Here is a 16576-nt window from a genome sequence, read left to right as displayed (position 1 = left end):
CCGGCGGCCGCCCGCCGGGTCCGGGCCCGTACCGTGCGGTAGAACCGATCGGTAACGACCTCTAGCCGGGGGCGCCGCGCGCCCTTATGGTGCGCGCATGCCGCAACTGCCCGATCCCGTGATGTGGTCGATACCCGCGTTCGTGCTGCTCACCGTCCTGGAGCTGATCAGCTACCGGATCCATCCGGACGACGACGCCGCCGCGTACGCCGCCAAGGACACCGCGACGAGTCTGTCGATGGGACTCGGCAGCCTGTTCTTCGACTTCCTCTGGAAGATCCCGATCGTCGCGGTCTACACCGTTGTGTACGAGTTCACCCCACTGCGGGTGCCGGTGCTGTGGTGGACGATCCCGCTGATGCTGCTCGCGCAGGACTTCTTCTACTACTGGCAGCACCGCGGCCACCATGTGATCCGCATCCTGTGGGCGTCCCACGTGGTGCACCACTCCAGCCGGAAGTTCAACCTCTCCACCGCGCTCCGCCAGCCCTGGACCGGCATGACGTCCTGGGTCTTCTACCTGCCGATGATCGCCTGCGGGGTGCACCCGGCGGCACTGGCGTTCTGCTCCTCGCTCAACCTCGTCTACCAGTTCTGGATCCACACCGAGCGCATCGACAAGCTGCCCCGCGCGGTCGAGTCCGTCCTCAACACCCCCTCGCACCACCGCGTCCACCACGCCTCGCAAGGCGGCTACCTGGACCGCAACTTCGGCGGCATCCTGATCGTCTGGGACCGGCTGTTCGGATCCTTCGCGGCGGAGGCCGAACGCCCGGTCTTCGGCCTCACCAAGAACATCACCACGTTCAACCCGCTGCGCGTGGCCACCCACGAGTACGCCGCGATCGCCCGCGACGTCGCCGCCGCCCGCACCTGGCGCGACCGCGCGGGCCACCTCCTGCGCGGACCCGGGTGGAGCCCGCGGGGCGAGGAGCCGGCCGCGTGACGGGGCGGGAGCGGGCCGCCCGCGCGGCGCTCGCCGCCTTCGCGGTGGCGGCCGTCGTCCACCTGGCCGCGCAGCTCGCGGGGTCCGCGACGGCCGACCACCTCACCAAGCCCGTGCTGGTGCCGCTCCTCGCCGCCTGCGCGGCGCTGCGCGGCGGCCCCCGGCTGCTGATCGCCGCGCTGCTCTGCGGCTGGGCCGGCGATGTGCTGCTGCAACTCGACGGCGACACGTCCTTCCTCGCCGGGATGGCCGCCTTCGCCGCCGGGCACGTCTGCTACCTCACACTCCTCACCACCCGCGGGGCCTTCGTCGACCGGCGGCGCGCGGCACTGACGGCCGCCGGATACGCGGTCGTCTGGCTCGTCGCACTCGTCGTGGTGTGGCCCGGTCTGCCCTCCGGGCTGCGGATCCCGGTCGCCGCGTACAGCCTGCTGCTGACGGCGATGGCGGCCGCCGCGGCCGGACTCGGCCCGCGGGCGACGGCGGTGGGCGGGGCGCTCTTCCTGCTCTCCGACACCCTTCTCGCGACCCGGCTGGCCGACCTGCCGCAGCTCCCCGCGGCCGACTTCTGGATCATGCTGAGCTATCTCGGCGCGCAGTATCTGCTCGCGACGGGCCGGTACGGTAGTACGAAACCATTCGTACAACCAGCGAGGACGAGTTCCGTATGCGCGCCACCGTGATCCACGCCCCCCACGACATCCGGGTGGAGGAGGTGCCGGACCCGGTCGTCCGGCAGCCCACCGACGCGGTGGTACGCGTGGTGCTGGCCTGCATCTGCGGCAGCGACCTGTGGCCGTACCGCGGTGAGTCGGCCCGGCAGCCGGGGCAGCGCATCGGGCACGAGTTCCTGGGCGTGGTCGAGGAGACCGGCTCCGCGGTCTCCGGGCTGAAGGCGGGCGACCTGGTCGTGGCGCCCTTCGTCTGGTCCGACGGCGACTGCGCGTACTGCGCGGAGGGCCTGACGACCTCGTGCCCGGCCGGCGGCTTCTGGGGCCAGGTCGGCTCCGACGGCGGCCAGGGCGAGGCCGTGCGGGTCCCGTTCGCGGACGCCACCCTGGTCCGGCTGCCCGCCGAGGCACTCTCCGACGACCGTCTGCTGGCCGGTCTGCTGACGCTCTCCGACGTGCTCGGCACCGGCCACCACGCGGCCGTCGGCGCGGGTGTACGGCCCGGCGCCACCGTCGCGGTCGTCGGCGACGGCGCCGTCGGCCTGTGCGGCGTGCTGGCCGCCCGGCGGCTTGGCGCGGAGCGGATCATCGCGCTCGGCCGGCACGAGGTCCGCACCGGCATCGCGCGCACCTTCGGCGCCACCGACGTCGTCGCCGAGCGCGGCGAGGCCGCCGTCGCGGCGGTCCGCGAACTCACCGGCGGTCTCGGCGCCCACGCCGTCATCGAGGCCGTCGGCACCGAGCAGTCCATGCGCACCGCGGTCGCCATCACCCGCGACGGCGGCGCCGTCGGCTATGTCGGCGCCCCTCACGGCAGCGACACCGGCCTGGACCTGAGGGAGATGTTCGACCGCAACATCTCGCTGCGCGGCGGCATCGCCCCGGTCCGCACCTACATCCCCGAGCTGCTGCCCGACGTGCTCGACGGCACGCTCGACCCGTCCCCGGTCTTCGACCTCACCGTCGGACTGGACGGCGTCCCCGGCGGCTACAAGGCGATGGACGAGCGCACCGCGCTGAAGGTCCTCGTCAAGATCTGACCGCGCTGTCCGACCGCGCTGTCCGACCGGGGCGTCCGACCGGGCCCGGACAGCGGACCGCCCGGCGGGGCATCCCCGCCGGGCGGTCCTCGTGTCACACGGGGTGCGTCACTTCCTGACGGCGTCCAGGGCGTCGACGAGGCCGTGGCCGTAGAAGCTGGTCACGTGCCGGCCGGTGATGCAGGTGGCGTCCTGCACACCGTTGCCGTCGGGGTCGTACAGACCCGTCGGGCAGCCCGGGTCGTCGGCCTGCGCCTTGAGCATCCACTGCAGCTGCCCGGGGGACGCGCCCGGGTGCCGGCTCTTGATGAGCGCGGCCACGGCCGCCACGTGCGGGCTGGCCATCGAGGTGCCCTGCAGGTACCCGTAGGTGTTGCCGGGCAGGGTGGACAGGATCCGCCCGTTGGCCGACGGGGTGGCGGGGATCTGGTAGCGGTCGCCGCCGGGGCCCGCGACGTCGACGACGCCGAGACCGTAGCTGGAGTAGTACGACTTCAGGTTCTGCACGCCGGTGGCGGAGACGGTGACGACGCCCGGCAGCTGGGTCGGGATGTCCCAGCAGACGTGCGGGTCGATGGTGCGGGTGACCGGCGTGGTGTCGTCCGGGCTCGTCGCGTCGACGATCGCGTCCGAGTCCAGGTCGTGGTTGGAGTTGCCCGCCGAGGCGACGTTCAGTACGCCCTTCTTGTGGGAGTACTGCGCGGCCCGGTTGACGGCGTCGACGATGGCCCGCTGGTCCGGGTCGCCGAAGCAGTTGTAGAGCCACGGGTCGATGTAATAGCTGTTGTTGGTGATCTCGACGCCGTGGTCGGCGGCGAAGACGAAGGCGCAGACCACGCTCTCCGGGAAGAACAGCTGGGTGTCCGGGTCGGCCACCTTGATGGAGGCGACCTTGACGCCCGGGGCGACTCCGGCCACGCCGATCCCGTTGCGCGCGGCGGCGATCTCGCCCGCCACGTGCGTGCCGTGGTAGGCGTCCGGGCTGTACGGACGCCATGCGCCGGGGCTGGTGTCGGCCTTGCCGCCCACGCAGTTGGCGGACTGCGACGAGGAGAAGTTGGCGGTCAGATCCGGGTGGGTGTCGTCGACGCCGGTGTCGATGACGGCGACGGTGACCTTGCGGCTGCCGGGGTTGATCTTGGCGGCCTTGTCGGCCCGGATGGCCGGCAGGTCCCACTGGTCGGGCTCCATCGGCTCCTGGCCGGCGGTGGCGGCGGCCTTGGCCGCGGCGGCCTGGGAGGCGGTGATCTCCTGCACCGCGCCCAGGTCGGTGGTCGACGCCGTGGAGAGCGCGGCCGTGCGGGTGGCCCCGGCGGTCTGCACGCCGCGGACCTTGCGCATCTCGGAGGCGAACGCGGGGTTCGCCGAGTGGACGACGATCACGCCGATCCGGTCGTACGTCGTGACGACGTCACCGCCGTTGCGGGACACGGCCCGCTCCACGGACTTGAGGGTGCCCCTGTCGGTCTTGGTGTTGACCACGTACGACAGCGTCGGGCCGTCGTAGGTGGTGCTGCCGCCCGAGGCGGTTCCGGCAGTGGCGGCCGAGGCGGCGTTCGGCAGGAAGGCGAGAGCACTCGCCACCGCGACACCGATGGGTATCACGAAGGCGCGGCGCCGTCTTGGCAGAGGAGCCATGGGTTCTCCAATCGTCCAACCCCCCGTCCTGGCGGCAGGGTTGCCCTTGGACGGGTACATGACGCTGGAAGCTATCGCCGCCGTCCGCGCCTGATCAATGGCTCCGGGGAGAAAGCTGCGGTTCCGGTTGCCGACGAAGAATCAGTTTTCAACTACCGCCCCCTGTCGAAGGCCGTGGTTGCGCCTTTACCATGCGCGGGTCCGATCTTTACGTGACGTAGCTCACGTCTGCACGCACGTGCCGGCGTCCGTCCACGTCGCTTGCTCGTGCCCGCTCATAGCTCCGCCCCACAGGAGGCATCGTGGACCCCGCACGACCGTCGGCAACCTCAGGTCCGCCGTCTGCCGACTCGTACGCCGAGGTGCAGGCGAGCGCGGAGTTCGCCCAACTACGCCGCTCGTACCGATCGTTCGCGTTCCCCCTCACGGTCGCGTTCATCACCTGGTACCTGCTCTACGTCCTGCTGTCGAACTACGCCGGCGGCTTCATGGACACCAAGGTCGTGGGCCACATCAACGTCGCCCTCGTCTTCGGGCTCGCGCAGTTCGCCACCACCTTCGGCATCGCCGTCTGGTACTCGCGGCACGCGAACGCCAAGCTCGACGCCCGCGCCGACGCCATCAAGGCGCGCATGGAAGGCCCTGGTTCCCAGGGCACCGACGAACCCGAGAGCACGGAGGCCACCGCATGACCGCGCTGCACACCACGGGAGTCCAGGTGGTCGCGGTCGGCGCGAGCGAACACCGGCCGCTGATCATCACCCTGTTCTCGCTCTTCGTCGTCGCGACGCTCGGCATCACCGTCTGGGCGGGCCGCCAGACCAAGGACGCCACCGACTTCTACGCCGGCGGCCGTTCCTTCAGCGGCTTCCAGAACGGGCTGGCGATCTCCGGCGACTACATGTCGGCCGCGTCCTTCCTCGGCATCGCCGGTTCCATCGCCCTGGTCGGCTACGACGGCTTCCTCTACTCGATCGGCTTCCTCGTCGCCTGGCTGGTGGCGCTGCTGCTGGTCGCCGAACCGCTGCGCAACTCAGGCCGGTTCACCATGGCCGACGCCCTCGCCTTCCGGCTGCGGCAGCGCCCCGTGCGGACGGCCGCGGGCATCTCGACCATCGTTGTCAGCATCTTCTACCTGCTGGCCCAGATGGTCGGCGCGGGCGCCCTGGTGGCCCTGCTGCTGGGCATCACCGGTGAGGGACCGCGCCGTCTGATCGTCATCCTCGTCGGCGTCGTCATGGTGCTGTACGTGACCATCGGCGGCATGAAGGGCACCACCTGGGTGCAGATGGTCAAGGCGGTGCTGCTGATCGGCGGGACGCTGCTGATCACGGTCCTGGTCTTCGCCAAGTTCAACTGGAACCTGTCCTCGCTGCTCGGCGCGGCCGCGGAGAAGAGCGGCAAGGGAGCGGCGTTCCTGGAGCCGGGCCTGAAGTACGGCGTCACCGCGACCTCGAAGATCGACTTCATCTCGCTCGGCCTGGCCCTGGTCCTCGGCACCGCCGGCCTGCCGCACATCCTGATCCGCTTCTACACCGTGCCCACCGCCCGGGCCGCCCGTACGTCGGTGAACTGGGCGATCGGCATCATCGGCTGCTTCTACCTGATGACGATCGCGCTGGGCTTCGGCGCCGCCGCCCTGCTCACCCCGGAGACGATCACCACCTCCAACGCGGCGGGCAACACCGCGGCGCCGCTGCTCGCCCAGGAGATCGGCGGCGGCGCGGACTCCACGGGCGGCGCGATCCTGCTCGCGGTGATCTCCGCGGTCGCCTTCGCCACCATCCTGGCCGTGGTCGCGGGTCTCACCCTCGCCTCCTCGTCGTCCTTCGCGCACGACCTGTACGCCAACGTCATCCGCAAGGGCGCGGCGAGCGAGAAGGAGGAGGTCGCGGCGGCGAAGATCGCGGCGATCGCCATCGGGGCCGTGGCGATCCTGCTCGGCATCTTCGCGGGCAAGCTCAACATCGCCTTCCTGGTCGCCCTGGCGTTCGCCGTCGCGGCCTCCGCGAACCTGCCGACCCTCCTGTACAGCCTGTTCTGGAAGCGCTTCAACACCACCGGCGCGCTGTGGAGCATCTACGGCGGCCTGATCACCTCCGTGGTCCTGGTGATCTTCTCGCCCGTGGTGTCGGGCAAGGCGACCGCGATGTTCCCCGGCGTGGACTTCCACTGGTTCCCGCTGGAGAACCCCGGAATCGTCTCCATCCCGGTCGGTTTCCTGCTCGGTGTGGTGGGCACGCTCCTGTCCAAGCCGGAGGAGGACGCCGACCGCAAGTACGCGGAGCTGGAGGTTCGCTCCCTCACCGGAGCCGGAGCGCATTAAACACACTGTTGAAGGTCAGTGCCGTCCCGTAGGCTGCGAAGTAACGGGACGGCACTGCCGTCCCACGGACCCGATGCCCAAGGGAGGCGCGCCGTGCTGATGGACACCTACGGCCGGATCGCCACCGACCTGAGGGTCTCGCTGACCGACCGCTGCAATCTGCGCTGCACCTACTGCATGCCCGAAGAGGGGCTGCAGTGGCTCGGCAAGCCCGATCTCCTCACCGACGACGAGATCGTCCGGCTGGTGCGGATCGCCGTCACGACGCTCGGCGTCAAGGACGTCCGCTTCACCGGCGGGGAGCCGCTGCTGCGTCCCGGTCTCGTCGGCATCGTGGAGCGCTGCGCGGAGCTGGAGCCCCGCCCCAAACTCTCCCTCACCACCAACGGCATCGGCCTGGCCCGCACCGCCGCCGCGCTGCGCGGAGCCGGCCTGAACCGGGTGAACGTCTCGCTCGACACCCTGCGCCCCGACGTCTTCCAGACGCTCACCCGCCGCAAGCGGCACGAGGACGTCGTCCGCGGCCTGGAGGCCGCCCACGCCGCCGGTCTGACCCCGGTCAAGGTCAACAGCGTGCTGATGCGCGGCGTCAACGACGACGAGGCCCCCGAGCTGCTGGCCTGGGCCCTGGAGCGCGACTACGAGCTGCGGTTCATCGAGCAGATGCCGCTCGACGCCCAGCACGGCTGGCAGCGCAGCGACATGATCACCGCCCAGGAGATCCTGGAGAGCCTGCGGACCCGCTTCACGCTCACCCCCGAAGCCGACGAGGCCCGTGGACACGCCCCCGCCGAACGCTGGCTGGTGGACGGCGGCCCCGCCCGGGTCGGCGTGATCGCCTCCGTGACGCGGCCCTTCTGCCGGGCCTGCGACCGCACCCGGCTCACCGCCGACGGTCAGGTGCGCAACTGCCTGTTCGCGCGCGAGGAGACCGATCTGCGCGGGGCGCTGCGCTCCGGTGGCTCCGACGAGGAGATCGCGGAGTTGTGGAAGGCGGCGATGTGGGGCAAGAAGGCCGGCTCCGGCCTGGACGACCCCACGTTCCTGCAGCCCGAGCGGCCCATGTCAGCCATCGGCGGCTGAGCTGGCCTCCCATTCCTCGAAGGGCACGACGTCCTTCAGGAAACCCCGAACTCCCAGGAACTTCGACAGGTGTTCGCGATGCTCCTCGCACGCCAGCCAGGTTTTGCGGCGCTCCGGAGTGTGGATCTTGGGGTTGTTCCAGGCGAGCACCCATACGGCGGGGGCGCGGCAGCCCTTGGCGGAGCAGATCGGCGATTCGTCGTTCACGAACCCCATCCAAACATGGCGACGCCGGGCAGCCACGGGGGGAGCCGCCCGGCGTCGGTCCGTCGCTCCGACGGGGGATGCGGAGCGCGTACGCAGTATGTCACGCGGAAAGCCCCGCAGTGCAGTGGATCCTCATGATTGATCTGAGCTTTTCTTGAGCTTCGGAGCGGCGGAACAGCTCAGTCCTGACCGGAATGACGCCGTCCGTCCTCTTCCGCGATCCGCTCCGCCGGCAGCAGCGGCTCGCCGGGGCCGAGTGCCGGCCGCACCGGCGGCGGGATCCGGGAAGAGGGCAGGCCAGGCGCGTTCTCCCGCCCGGCGTTGGCGATGACGACCGCGACGTACGGCATGACCAGACCCAGGACCAGCGCGATCCAGGCCAGCGGCGTCGAGACGTGCCACAGGACGACCGCCAGGATGAACGACAGGGTGCGGACCGACATCGAGATGATGTATCGCCGCTGCCTGCCCCGGACGTCCTCCGTGAGCCCTGCCGCGGTCCCGGTGATCCGGAAGACCTCGGCACCGCTGCGCTTCCGCACCACGTTCCACCGCCTGCTCGAATTGCCGGAAGCCACCCGGTTCCGGCACTGCCCACGGTACGCCGTGGGTCCGCCGCATTGGAGACCGGGGAGCCCACCGTCGTGTGACAGCACCCGCCGTACGGCGTATGGCCGCCTTCGGCATGCGGCGTACCGGGACCACGCCGAGACTGACCGCATGAACTGGTTCTGGGCGATCATCGTCGGCATCGTGCTCGGCTTCCTGGCGAAGCTGCTCCTGCCGGGGAGGCAGGACATCCCCTGGTGGCTCACCATCATCTGCGGCATCCTCGGCGCCTTCCTGGGCAACGCGGTCGCCGGATGGGCCGGCGTCCGTCACACCGGTGGCATCGACTGGATCCGGCACCTGCTGCAGATCCTGGGCGCGATCCTCGTGGTCGCCGTGATCACGCCGCTGTGGGCCTCGATCCGCGGCAGGCGGCGGACGGCCACCTGAGCGACCGGACCGGGGGAGCCCGCGGTCAGAGGACCTGCTGCCGCAGATGCGTCGGCGGCACCCGGTCGGTGAGCCACACGCCGTTGGCGCTGACCCGGAACTCATGGCCCGACGCGGCCAGCCCCGCCGCGTCCACCGCCAGCACCACCGGACGGCCGTGCCGCGCACCGACGCGCACGGCCGTCTCCACGTCCGCGGACAGATGCACATCCTGCCGGGACATCGGTTTGAGCCCCTCGCGCAGCACGATCGGCAGGGTCGTGCTCGCCGTGCCGTGGAAGAGCACGGCCGGCGGATCCGCCGGGGACAGCCCGAGGTCGACCTCCACCGAGTGCCCCTGACTCGCCCTGATCCGCAGGCCGTCGTCCGAGAACGCGTACCGCTTCTTGTTGTTGTTGGCCACGACATGGTCCAGGTCGGCGCGGGAGAAGCGCCGGCCCGCCCGGCCGGACGCGGCGATCAGCTCGTCCACGTCCACCCAGCCGCCCTCGTCGAGGGTGATCCCGATCGAGGCCGGGTCGTGCCGCAGCACCCGCGCCAGGAACTTGGAGACCTTGACCGTCTGCTTCTCGTCCATCGCCCCGCCCATCGTCGCGGTCAGACCCCCTGGCTGACCGAGCTCATGTTGAAGTCCGGAATCCGCATCGCCGGGAACGCGGCCCGGGTGAACCAGTCGCTCCACTCGCGCGGCAGCGTCCGCTCGGTGCGGCCCACCTCGGTGGCCCGGCCCAGCAGGTCCACCGGCGACTCGTTGAACCGGAAGTTGTTGACCACGCCGGTCACCTCGCCGCCCTCCACCAGGTACACCCCGTCGCGGGTCAGCCCGGTCAGCAGCAGCGTCGCCGGATCCACCTCGCGGATGTACCACAGGCAGGTCAGCAGCAGGCCGCGCCCGGTGTCCGCGACCATCTCCTCCAGTGACCGCTTGCCGCCGCCGTCCAGGATCAGATTGCCGCCGCCCGGCGTGAACGGCAGGCCGGTCAGCCCGGCGCTGTGCCGGGTGGTGGACAGCCGGTTGAGCACCCCCTCGCGCAGCCAGTCGGTCGGCTCGACGGGCAGTCCGTTGTCGAAGACGGACGCCGTGTCACTCGAGGCGTGCGCGATGACGAACGGCGCCGACTCCAGCCCCGGCTCGTCCGGGTCGCTGCGCAGCGTCAGCGGCAGCTCCGAGAGCTTCTCGCCGACCCGTGTGCCCCCGCCCGGCCTGCTGAAGACGGTACGGCCCTCCGCGGCGTCCCGCGCGGCCGCGCTCCACTGCTGGTAGATCATCAGGTCCGCCACCGCGGAGGGCGGCAGCAGCGTCTCGTACCGCCCGGCCGGCAGGTCGATCCGGCGCTCGGCCCAGGCCAGGCGCTGTGCCAGATCGGCGTCGAGGGCCGCCGGGTCGACGTCGGTGAAGTCGCGGGTGGCGGCCCCGGCCCACGCCGAGCGCGACATGTCCGCTGACTTGGCGTTGAGTTCCAGGGTGCCGCTGGGCTGGTCGTGCCGGAGCCGCAGCCCGGTGGACGTGCCCAGGTAGGTGGAGGTGACGGAGTGGTAGGCGAAGCCGTACAGCCGCCGCCCGCCGGCCCGTGCCGCGGCGAAGGACTCGCCGAGGGCGGGCGCGAAGGCCGCGAACACCTCCGAGGAGGTCGCGGCCGGCGGCTCGGTGAAGGAGGCGCTCAGGGGCACCCCCTCGACGAGCGGCTGGGCGTCCTCGGCCGGACCGGCGTCCCGCGCGGCCGCCTCCGCGGCCCGCACCAGCGGCTCCAGCTCGTCCGCGGTCACCGCGGCGCGGGACACCACGCCGGAGGCGGTGCCCTGGGCGCCGTTGACGGTCGCGATCACCGTGAGGGTGCGGCCGCGGGTCACGCCGTTGGTGGTCAGCGCGTTGCCCGCCCAGCGCAGGTTGGCCGAGGACTCCTCGTCGGCGAGGACGACGCAGCCGTCCGCCCGGGACAGCTCCAGGGCGCGCTCGACGATCTCGTGCGGCTTCGAAACGGAGCTCATCGACCGGCCTCCTGCGTGGTGTTGAGGATGTTGACGCCGCGGAAGAGCGCGGAGGGACACCCGTGCGAAACGGCCGCGACCTGACCCGGCTGGGCCTTGCCGCAGTTGAAGGCGCCGCCCAGGACGTAGGTCTGCGGCCCGCCGACGGCCTCCATGGAGCCCCAGAAGTCGGTGGTGGTGGCCTGGTAGGCGACGTCGCGCAGCTGCCCGGCCAGCCGGCCGTTCTCGATCCGGAAGAAGCGCTGGCCCGTGAACTGGAAGTTGTAGCGCTGCATGTCGATCGACCACGAGCGGTCGCCCACGACGTAGATGCCGCGCTCCACACCGCCGATCAGCTCCTGCGTCGACGGCCCGTCCGGCGCGGGCTGCAGCGACACGTTCGCCATCCGCTGCACCGGCACATGGCCGGGGGAGTCCGCGTACGCGCAGCCGTTGGAGCGCTCGAAGCCGGTGAGCCGGGCGATCCTGCGGTCGAGCTGGTAGCCGACCAGGACGCCGTCCCTCACCAGGTCCCAGGACTGCCCGGCGACGCCCTCGTCGTCGTAGCCGACGGTCGCCAGGCCGTGCTCGGCGGTGCGGTCGCCGGTGACGTTCATGTGTGCGGAGCCGTACTGCAGCTTGCCCAGCTGGTCGAAGGTGGCGAACGAGGTGCCGGCGTAGGCCGCCTCGTAGCCCAGCGCGCGGTCCAGCTCGGTGGCGTGGCCGATCGACTCGTGGATGGTCAGCCACAGGTTGGACGGGTCGACGACGAGGTCGTACGAGCCCGCCTCCACCGACGGCGCCGCCATCTTCTCGGCGAGCAGCCCGGGGATCTCCGCGAGCTCCGCGTCCCAGTCCCAGCCGGTGCCGGTCAGATACTCCCAGCCGCGGCCGGCCGGCGGCGCCAGGGTGCGCATCGAGTCGAACTCGCCGGACTCCGGGTCCACCGCGATCGCGGTCAACTCCGGGTGGACGCGGATCCGCTGCTGGGTCGTGGTGGTGCCCGCCGTGTCCGCGTAGAACTTGTTCTCGTGGACGGTCATCAAGGACGCGTCGACGTGCGACACGCCGTCGGCGGCCAGCAGCCGCCCGCTCCACTCGGACAGCAGACCCGTCTTGTCGGCATCGGGCACCTGGAAGGGATCGATCTCGTACGAGGAGACCCACACCCGATCGGAGTGGACCGGCTCGGCCGCCAGCTCCACCCGCTCGTCCGAACCCGCCGCCGCGAGCACCTTGGCCGACAGCTTCGCCATCGCCACGGCCTGCCCGGCGACCCGGGCCGCGGCGTCCATCGTCAGATCCACCCCGGAGGCGAAACCCCAGGCCCCGCCGTGTACCACGCGCACCGCGTAGCCGACGTCGGTGGTGTCCGACGACCCCGAGGCCCTGCCGTCGCGCAGTCGCCACGCGGCGCTGCGGACCCGCTCGAAGCGGAAGTCGGCGTGCTCGGCCCCGAGGGCACGGGCGCGCGCCAGGGCCGCGTCGGCGAGTGCCCTCAGGGGCAGCGCCAGGAATGACTGATCGACCTCGTGGGGCACGACGGCCTCCCCTTCTGTCCAATCGTCAGTGTCTCCGCAGTGAATCATGCCGCTCCGACACTTCCGCCGCCTGCGGTTTTCTGTAGGGACTCGACAGCGACGCGCACCCGCCCCTGTCGGGGGTCGATTCTCCGTACCGTGGCGTAGGCAGATAGTTTTTCGGAGTACAAACCACTAGGGAAAGGGTGATCCGTTGAGCCGCTCGGTTCTCGTCACCGGAGGAAACCGGGGCATCGGCCTCGCCATCGCCCAGGCCTTCGCCGACGCGGGCGACAAGGTCGCCATCACCTACCGCTCGGGCGAGCCCCCGCAGGGGTTCTTCGCCGTCAAGTGCGACATCACCGACGGTGAGCAGGTCGAGCAGGCGTTCAAGGACATCGAGGCCCAGCAGGGCGCGGTCGAGGTGCTGGTGGCCAACGCCGGCGTCACCCGCGACCAGCTGCTGCTGCGCATGTCGGACGAGGACTTCACGAGCGTCCTGGACACCAACCTCACCGGTACCTTCCGCGTGGTCAAGGCCGCGTCGCGGAAGATGCTGCGCGCCCGCAAGGGCCGCGTCGTGCTGATCTCCTCCGTGGTGGGCCTGACGGGCCAGGCCGGCCAGGCCAACTACGCCGCGTCCAAGGCCGGCCTCGTCGGCTTCGCGCGCTCCCTCGCTCGTGAGCTGGGTTCGCGCAACATCACCGTCAACGTGGTCGCGCCCGGCTTCGTCGACACCGACATGACCCGGGTGCTCACCGACGAGCAGCAGAAGAACATCGTCAGCCAGGTCCCGCTGGCCCGTTACGCGCAGCCGGAGGAGATCGCCTCCGTGGTCCGCTTCCTCACCTCCGAGGGAGCCGCATACATCACCGGAGCCGTCATTCCCGTGGACGGCGGATTGGGCATGGGTCACTGAGCATCATGAGCGGAATCCTCGCTGGAAAGCGCATCCTCATCACCGGTGTGCTGATGGAGTCCTCCATCGCATTCCACACCGCCAAGCTCGCCCAGGAGCAGGGCGCCGAGATCATCCTCACGGCGTTCCCGCGGCCCACGCTGACCGAGCGCATCGCCAAGAAGCTCCCCAAGCCGGTCAAGGTCATCGAGCTCGACGTCACCAACGAGGAGCACCTGGCCTCGCTTGCGGACGTCGTCCGCGAGGAGCTGGGCGGCCTCGACGGAGTGGTGCACTCCATCGGCTTCGCGCCCCAGGACGCCCTCGGCGGCAACTTCCTGAACACGCCGTTCGAGTCCGTCTCCACCGCGATGCACGTCTCCGCGTACTCGCTGAAGGCGCTCACCATGGCCTGCCTGCCGCTGATGCAGGAGGGCGGCTCGGTCGTCGGCCTCACCTTCGACGCGCAGTACGCCTGGCCCCAGTACGACTGGATGGGCCCGGCCAAGGCGGCGCTGGAGGCCACCTCCCGCTACATCGCCCGTGACCTGGGCAAGCAGAACATCCGCTGCAACCTGATCTCGGCGGGACCGATCGGTTCCATGGCCGCCAAGTCCATCCCGGGCTTCGGCGAGCTGGCCGACGTCTGGAACCACCGCTCCCCGCTCGAGTGGGACGTCTCCGACCCCGAGCCGGCCGGCCGCGGTGTCGTCGCGCTGCTCAGCGACTGGTTCCCCAAGACGACGGGCGAGATCGTCCACGTCGACGGCGGTCTGCACGCGGTCGGCGCGTAACCGCTCGCGCCGCGTACGCGCACGGCCCCGGTACCGCCTTCGGGCGGCGCCGGGGCCGTATGCGCGTTCGGGACGGTGTCCCCCGTTCGGCCCAGCAGACCGGGTGGCCGGGCGTCCCCGGCCGCCAGGATGGCTGTGCGGGGGTGTGCCGGGGGTGAGCGGAGGGAGGGCGTGCATCGTGCGTGCCTACCTGTGCGCCGCGGCGGCGGCCGTGGCGCTTGCCGCGGGCGCGGGACCGGCGGCCGCGGCCACGGGGGCCGCGACACGGCTCCCGGACGTCGCCGAGTGCCGGACCTCGGTGCAGGGCAGTGAGGGCGTCGCCGTCTGCTTCAACCCGGACCCGGACCTGGACCTCGTCCAGCTGCACATCGAGTGCCTCCAGTGGTGGGACCCGGACGTCGACGGCCCCTCCGTCCCGGTCGGCCCCGCGGAGACGGTGACGCTCGGCGACCGCTGCTGGAAGGAGATCCAGGAGATCTGGATCACCCGGACGCCGGGCTGAAGCGGCAGCTGAAGGCGTGCCCCGAGGCCTCGGCGGAGGCCGTCTCCGGATCGCCGGCCCGGATCGCCTCGACGAGCCGGGCGTGGTCCACGTACTGCTCCGGGCGGAGTTCCTCGCCGACGTCCGCGCGCAGGAAGGCGCGCAGCACCTCTCCGAGGTCGGCGTAGAGCTCGGCGACGACGTCGTTGTGCGAGGCCGCCACGACGGACAGGTGCAGCGCCGTGTCGGCGTCCACGAAGGCGTCGGCCCGGCCGGACTCCCAGGCGCGTTCGCGCCGCTCCAGGGCCGCGTCCAGCTGCCTCAGATCGCGGTCCGTGCGCCGCCGTGCGGCCAGCGCGGCCGCGGACGCCTCCAGGGCGCTGCGCAGCTCGGCCACGTGCCGCGGGTCGGCGTCGGCGAAGCGGCGGTGCATCACCCCGGCGAGTTCGCTGGTGGCCAGCACATAGGTGCCGGACCCCTGCCGGATGTCGAGCAGGCCGTTGTGCGCGAGCGCCCGGACCGCCTCACGGACGGTGTTGCGGGCCACCCCGAGCTGCTCGACCAACTGGGTCTCGGTGGGGATCCGCGACCCCACCGGCCACTCACCGGAGGTGATCTGCGCGCGCAGCTGCGCGATCACCTGGTCGGCCAGGGCGGAGCGCCGGGGCGAGGTCAGTGGCATGGACTCTCCTCAATATTCATCCCATCATTCTATGATGGTCGGCATGCGTGACGACGAAGCGACGCTCGACCCTGCCACGGAACGGGCCACCGTGCCCGCACACATTCCCGACTCCCCGCACGGCATGCGGCGCACCCGGATCCTGGTGGCCGTCGCGCTCGTACTCGCCGCGCTCAACCTGCGCCCCGCCATCACCAGCCTGGGCGCGCTGCTGGAAGAGGTGCGCGACGGCCTGGGCATGAGCGGCACCGTCGCGGGCCTGCTCACGTCCGTCCCCGCCCTGTGCTTCGCCGTGTTCGGGGTGACCGCGCCCCGGCTGGCCCGCCGCCGTGGCCCGGGCGCCGTGGTCTGCGCGGGCCTGGTCGCGATCACCCTCGGGCTCTTCCTGCGTCCGTTCGCCGGCGGTACGGCCCTGTTCCTCGTTGGGAGCGCCCTGGCCCTGGGCGGCATAGCCGTCGGCAACGTCCTGATGCCCGTCGTCGTCAAGCGCTGGTTCCCGGACCGCGTCGGCACCATGACCGGGCTCTACTCGATGGCCCTCTCCTTCGGCACCGCCCTCGCCGCCGCCGCGACCGTCCCCGCGACGCGCGCCCTGGGCGGCGACTGGCGGCTCGGCCTCGGCGCCTGGGGCGTGATCGCCGCCGTCGCCGTACTGCCGTGGCTGGCCCTCGTGCGCGACCGGAGCCAGGCGGTCACCGCCGCGACCGACCCCGCGACCCCCGCCGCCGGGCAGGCGCCGGGCAGGCGCATCACCCGCAGCCGTACCGCCTGGGCGCTCGCCGTCTACTTCGGACTCCAGGCCACGGGCGCGTACATCACCATGGGGTGGCTGCCGCAGATCTTCCGTGACGCCGGGGTCTCCGCCTCCACCGCGGGCGTGCTGCTCGCCGTCACCATGGTGATGGGCGTACCGCTGTCCTTCGTACTGCCCGCGCTCGCCGGCCGTATGCGGCACCAGGGCGGGCTCGCCGTCGGGCTCGGCCTGTTCGGGATCGCCGGCTACGGCGGTCTGTGGGCGGCCCCGGCCGCCGCGCCGTGGGTGTGGGCCCTGCTGCTGGGCATCTCCAACTGCTCGTTCCCGCTCGCCCTCACGATGATCGGGATGCGCTCGCGCACCGGCGCCGGGGTGGTGCGGCTGTCGGCCTTCGCGCAGTGCACCGGTTATCTGCTCTCGATCCCCGGGCCGATCCTCGTCGGGACCCTCTACCAGCACACCGGCGGCTGGGACCTGCCGGTGGCCTTCATGCTCGCCCTGCTGGTGCCGCAGATCGCCGCGGGCGTGGTCGCCGGCCGGGACCGGTCGGTGGAGGACGAACTCTGACC

Annotated in this window: 18 protein-coding genes; 11 read left to right on the top strand and 7 right to left on the bottom strand. The window is 71.5% G+C overall.

Going from position 1 to position 16576, the window contains the following annotated elements; genetic code table 11:
* Positions 1-97 precede the first annotated feature (97 nt).
* Genes AB0F62_RS12005 through AB0F62_RS11995 form a run of 3 tightly spaced genes read left to right on the top strand, consistent with a single transcriptional unit; the run spans position 98 to position 2657 of the window.
* On the top strand, positions 98-946 hold the full coding sequence (locus AB0F62_RS12005) for a sterol desaturase family protein (RefSeq protein ID WP_361795856.1): 849 nt from the start codon (positions 98-100) through the stop codon (positions 944-946).
* The gene (locus AB0F62_RS12000; protein WP_361795853.1) at positions 943-1629 is read left to right on the top strand and encodes a lysoplasmalogenase; all 687 of its coding nucleotides are present in this window, start codon (positions 943-945) and stop codon (positions 1627-1629) included. Before AB0F62_RS12005 ends, AB0F62_RS12000 begins: the two co-directional genes overlap by 4 nt.
* The gene (locus AB0F62_RS11995) at positions 1614-2657 is read left to right on the top strand and encodes a zinc-dependent alcohol dehydrogenase family protein (protein WP_361795850.1); all 1044 of its coding nucleotides are present in this window, start codon (positions 1614-1616) and stop codon (positions 2655-2657) included. The genes AB0F62_RS12000 and AB0F62_RS11995 overlap by 16 nt, the downstream gene beginning before the upstream one ends.
* Before the next feature lie 108 nt (positions 2658-2765).
* On the opposite strand, the gene AB0F62_RS11990 is transcribed toward AB0F62_RS11995, so the two are convergent.
* On the bottom strand, positions 2766-4295 hold the full coding sequence (locus tag AB0F62_RS11990) for a S8 family serine peptidase (RefSeq protein WP_361795847.1): 1530 nt from the start codon (positions 4293-4295) through the stop codon (positions 2766-2768).
* 302 nt (positions 4296-4597) lie between these two features.
* On the opposite strand from AB0F62_RS11990, the gene AB0F62_RS11985 reads away from it, so the two are divergent.
* From AB0F62_RS11985 to moaA, 3 genes are all read left to right on the top strand, one after another.
* Entirely contained in the window at positions 4598-4987 is a 390-nt protein-coding gene (locus AB0F62_RS11985; RefSeq protein WP_361795844.1) for a DUF485 domain-containing protein, read from the top strand.
* Entirely contained in the window at positions 4984-6621 is a 1638-nt protein-coding gene (locus AB0F62_RS11980; protein ID WP_361795842.1) for a cation acetate symporter, read from the top strand. The genes AB0F62_RS11985 and AB0F62_RS11980 overlap by 4 nt, the downstream gene beginning before the upstream one ends.
* A gap of 93 nt (positions 6622-6714) precedes the next feature.
* Positions 6715-7704: a GTP 3',8-cyclase MoaA gene (gene moaA, locus AB0F62_RS11975; RefSeq protein ID WP_361795839.1), complete on the top strand. Its 990-nt coding sequence runs from the start codon at positions 6715-6717 to the stop codon at positions 7702-7704.
* Here moaA and AB0F62_RS11970 read toward each other — a convergent pair.
* Positions 7687-7911: a hypothetical protein gene (locus AB0F62_RS11970; RefSeq protein WP_361795836.1), complete on the bottom strand. Its 225-nt coding sequence runs from the start codon at positions 7909-7911 to the stop codon at positions 7687-7689. The genes moaA and AB0F62_RS11970 overlap by 18 nt on opposite strands.
* A 179-nt stretch (positions 7912-8090) precedes the next feature.
* A complete protein-coding gene (locus AB0F62_RS11965) occupies positions 8091-8453 on the bottom strand; it encodes a DUF3099 domain-containing protein (protein ID WP_361795833.1) in 363 nt (120 codons plus the stop codon).
* Positions 8454-8631: 178 nt separating this feature from the next.
* On the opposite strand from AB0F62_RS11965, the gene AB0F62_RS11960 reads away from it, so the two are divergent.
* Positions 8632-8910 (top strand): GlsB/YeaQ/YmgE family stress response membrane protein, encoded by a 279-nt coding sequence (locus AB0F62_RS11960; RefSeq protein ID WP_361795830.1) that lies wholly within the window; start codon positions 8632-8634, stop codon positions 8908-8910.
* Between the two features lie 25 nt (positions 8911-8935).
* Here AB0F62_RS11960 and AB0F62_RS11955 read toward each other — a convergent pair whose 3' ends face one another.
* The 3 genes from AB0F62_RS11955 to AB0F62_RS11945 are packed head-to-tail and all read right to left on the bottom strand — an operon-like array spanning position 8936 to position 12419.
* A complete protein-coding gene (locus AB0F62_RS11955) occupies positions 8936-9487 on the bottom strand; it encodes an RNA 2'-phosphotransferase (protein WP_361795827.1) in 552 nt (183 codons plus the stop codon).
* Between the two features lie 20 nt (positions 9488-9507).
* Positions 9508-10899: a metallopeptidase TldD-related protein gene (locus AB0F62_RS11950; RefSeq protein WP_361795824.1), complete on the bottom strand. Its 1392-nt coding sequence runs from the start codon at positions 10897-10899 to the stop codon at positions 9508-9510.
* A complete protein-coding gene (locus AB0F62_RS11945; protein ID WP_361795821.1) occupies positions 10896-12419 on the bottom strand; it encodes a TldD/PmbA family protein in 1524 nt (507 codons plus the stop codon). The genes AB0F62_RS11950 and AB0F62_RS11945 overlap by 4 nt, the downstream gene beginning before the upstream one ends.
* Positions 12420-12612: 193 nt before the next feature.
* Here AB0F62_RS11945 and fabG point away from each other — a divergent pair, with 193 nt between their 5' ends.
* The 3 genes from fabG to AB0F62_RS11930 all read left to right on the top strand — a co-directional run bounded on the left by fabG (position 12613) and on the right by AB0F62_RS11930 (position 14592).
* The gene (gene fabG / locus AB0F62_RS11940) at positions 12613-13317 is read left to right on the top strand and encodes a 3-oxoacyl-[acyl-carrier-protein] reductase (RefSeq protein ID WP_361795818.1); all 705 of its coding nucleotides are present in this window, start codon (positions 12613-12615) and stop codon (positions 13315-13317) included.
* A gap of 5 nt (positions 13318-13322) precedes the next feature.
* Positions 13323-14090, top strand: coding sequence for an enoyl-ACP reductase FabI (fabI, locus tag AB0F62_RS11935; RefSeq protein ID WP_361795816.1), 768 nt, complete (start codon positions 13323-13325; stop codon positions 14088-14090).
* Positions 14091-14268: 178 nt separating this feature from the next.
* Positions 14269-14592, top strand: a complete 324-nt coding sequence (locus AB0F62_RS11930; protein WP_361795814.1) for a hypothetical protein — start codon at positions 14269-14271, stop codon at positions 14590-14592.
* Here the strand turns inward: AB0F62_RS11930 and AB0F62_RS11925 are convergent.
* Positions 14573-15253 carry an FCD domain-containing protein gene (locus tag AB0F62_RS11925; protein WP_361795811.1) on the bottom strand — a complete coding sequence of 227 codons (681 nt, stop codon included), beginning with the start codon at positions 15251-15253 and terminating at the stop codon, positions 14573-14575. The two genes, AB0F62_RS11930 and AB0F62_RS11925, sit on opposite strands and share 20 nt — an antisense overlap.
* A gap of 43 nt (positions 15254-15296) precedes the next feature.
* Between AB0F62_RS11925 and AB0F62_RS11920 the strand changes: the two genes are divergently transcribed.
* Complete coding sequence (locus AB0F62_RS11920) at positions 15297-16574, top strand: MFS transporter (RefSeq protein ID WP_361795808.1); 1278 nt, start codon at positions 15297-15299, stop codon at positions 16572-16574.
* Positions 16575-16576: the final 2 nt, after the last annotated feature.

It is taken from the genome of Streptomyces sp. NPDC026673, assembly GCF_040638135.1.
Lineage (GTDB): Bacteria > Actinomycetota > Actinomycetes > Streptomycetales > Streptomycetaceae > Actinacidiphila.
Note: the sequence above shows the minus strand (reverse complement) of the source record. Positions and strands in the feature narration are given on the sequence as shown.

What these genes read in the sequence shown, in the direction of transcription:
- AB0F62_RS12005 (WP_361795856.1), top strand. Translation starts at nt 98, where the DNA reads ATGCCGCAACTGCCCGATCCCGTGATGTGGTCGATACCCGCGTTCGTG.
- AB0F62_RS11995 (WP_361795850.1), top strand. Translation starts at nt 1,614, where the DNA reads ATGCGCGCCACCGTGATCCACGCCCCCCACGACATCCGGGTGGAGGAG.
- AB0F62_RS11990 (WP_361795847.1), bottom strand. Translation starts at nt 4,295, where the DNA reads ATGGCTCCTCTGCCAAGACGGCGCCGCGCCTTCGTGATACCCATCGGT.
- AB0F62_RS11980 (WP_361795842.1), top strand. Translation starts at nt 4,984, where the DNA reads ATGACCGCGCTGCACACCACGGGAGTCCAGGTGGTCGCGGTCGGCGCG.
- AB0F62_RS11960 (WP_361795830.1), top strand. Translation starts at nt 8,632, where the DNA reads ATGAACTGGTTCTGGGCGATCATCGTCGGCATCGTGCTCGGCTTCCTG.
- AB0F62_RS11955 (WP_361795827.1), bottom strand. Translation starts at nt 9,487, where the DNA reads ATGGACGAGAAGCAGACGGTCAAGGTCTCCAAGTTCCTGGCGCGGGTG.
- AB0F62_RS11950 (WP_361795824.1), bottom strand. Translation starts at nt 10,899, where the DNA reads ATGAGCTCCGTTTCGAAGCCGCACGAGATCGTCGAGCGCGCCCTGGAG.
- fabI (WP_361795816.1), top strand. Translation starts at nt 13,323, where the DNA reads ATGAGCGGAATCCTCGCTGGAAAGCGCATCCTCATCACCGGTGTGCTG.
- AB0F62_RS11925 (WP_361795811.1), bottom strand. Translation starts at nt 15,253, where the DNA reads ATGCCACTGACCTCGCCCCGGCGCTCCGCCCTGGCCGACCAGGTGATC.
- AB0F62_RS11920 (WP_361795808.1), top strand. Translation starts at nt 15,297, where the DNA reads ATGCGTGACGACGAAGCGACGCTCGACCCTGCCACGGAACGGGCCACC.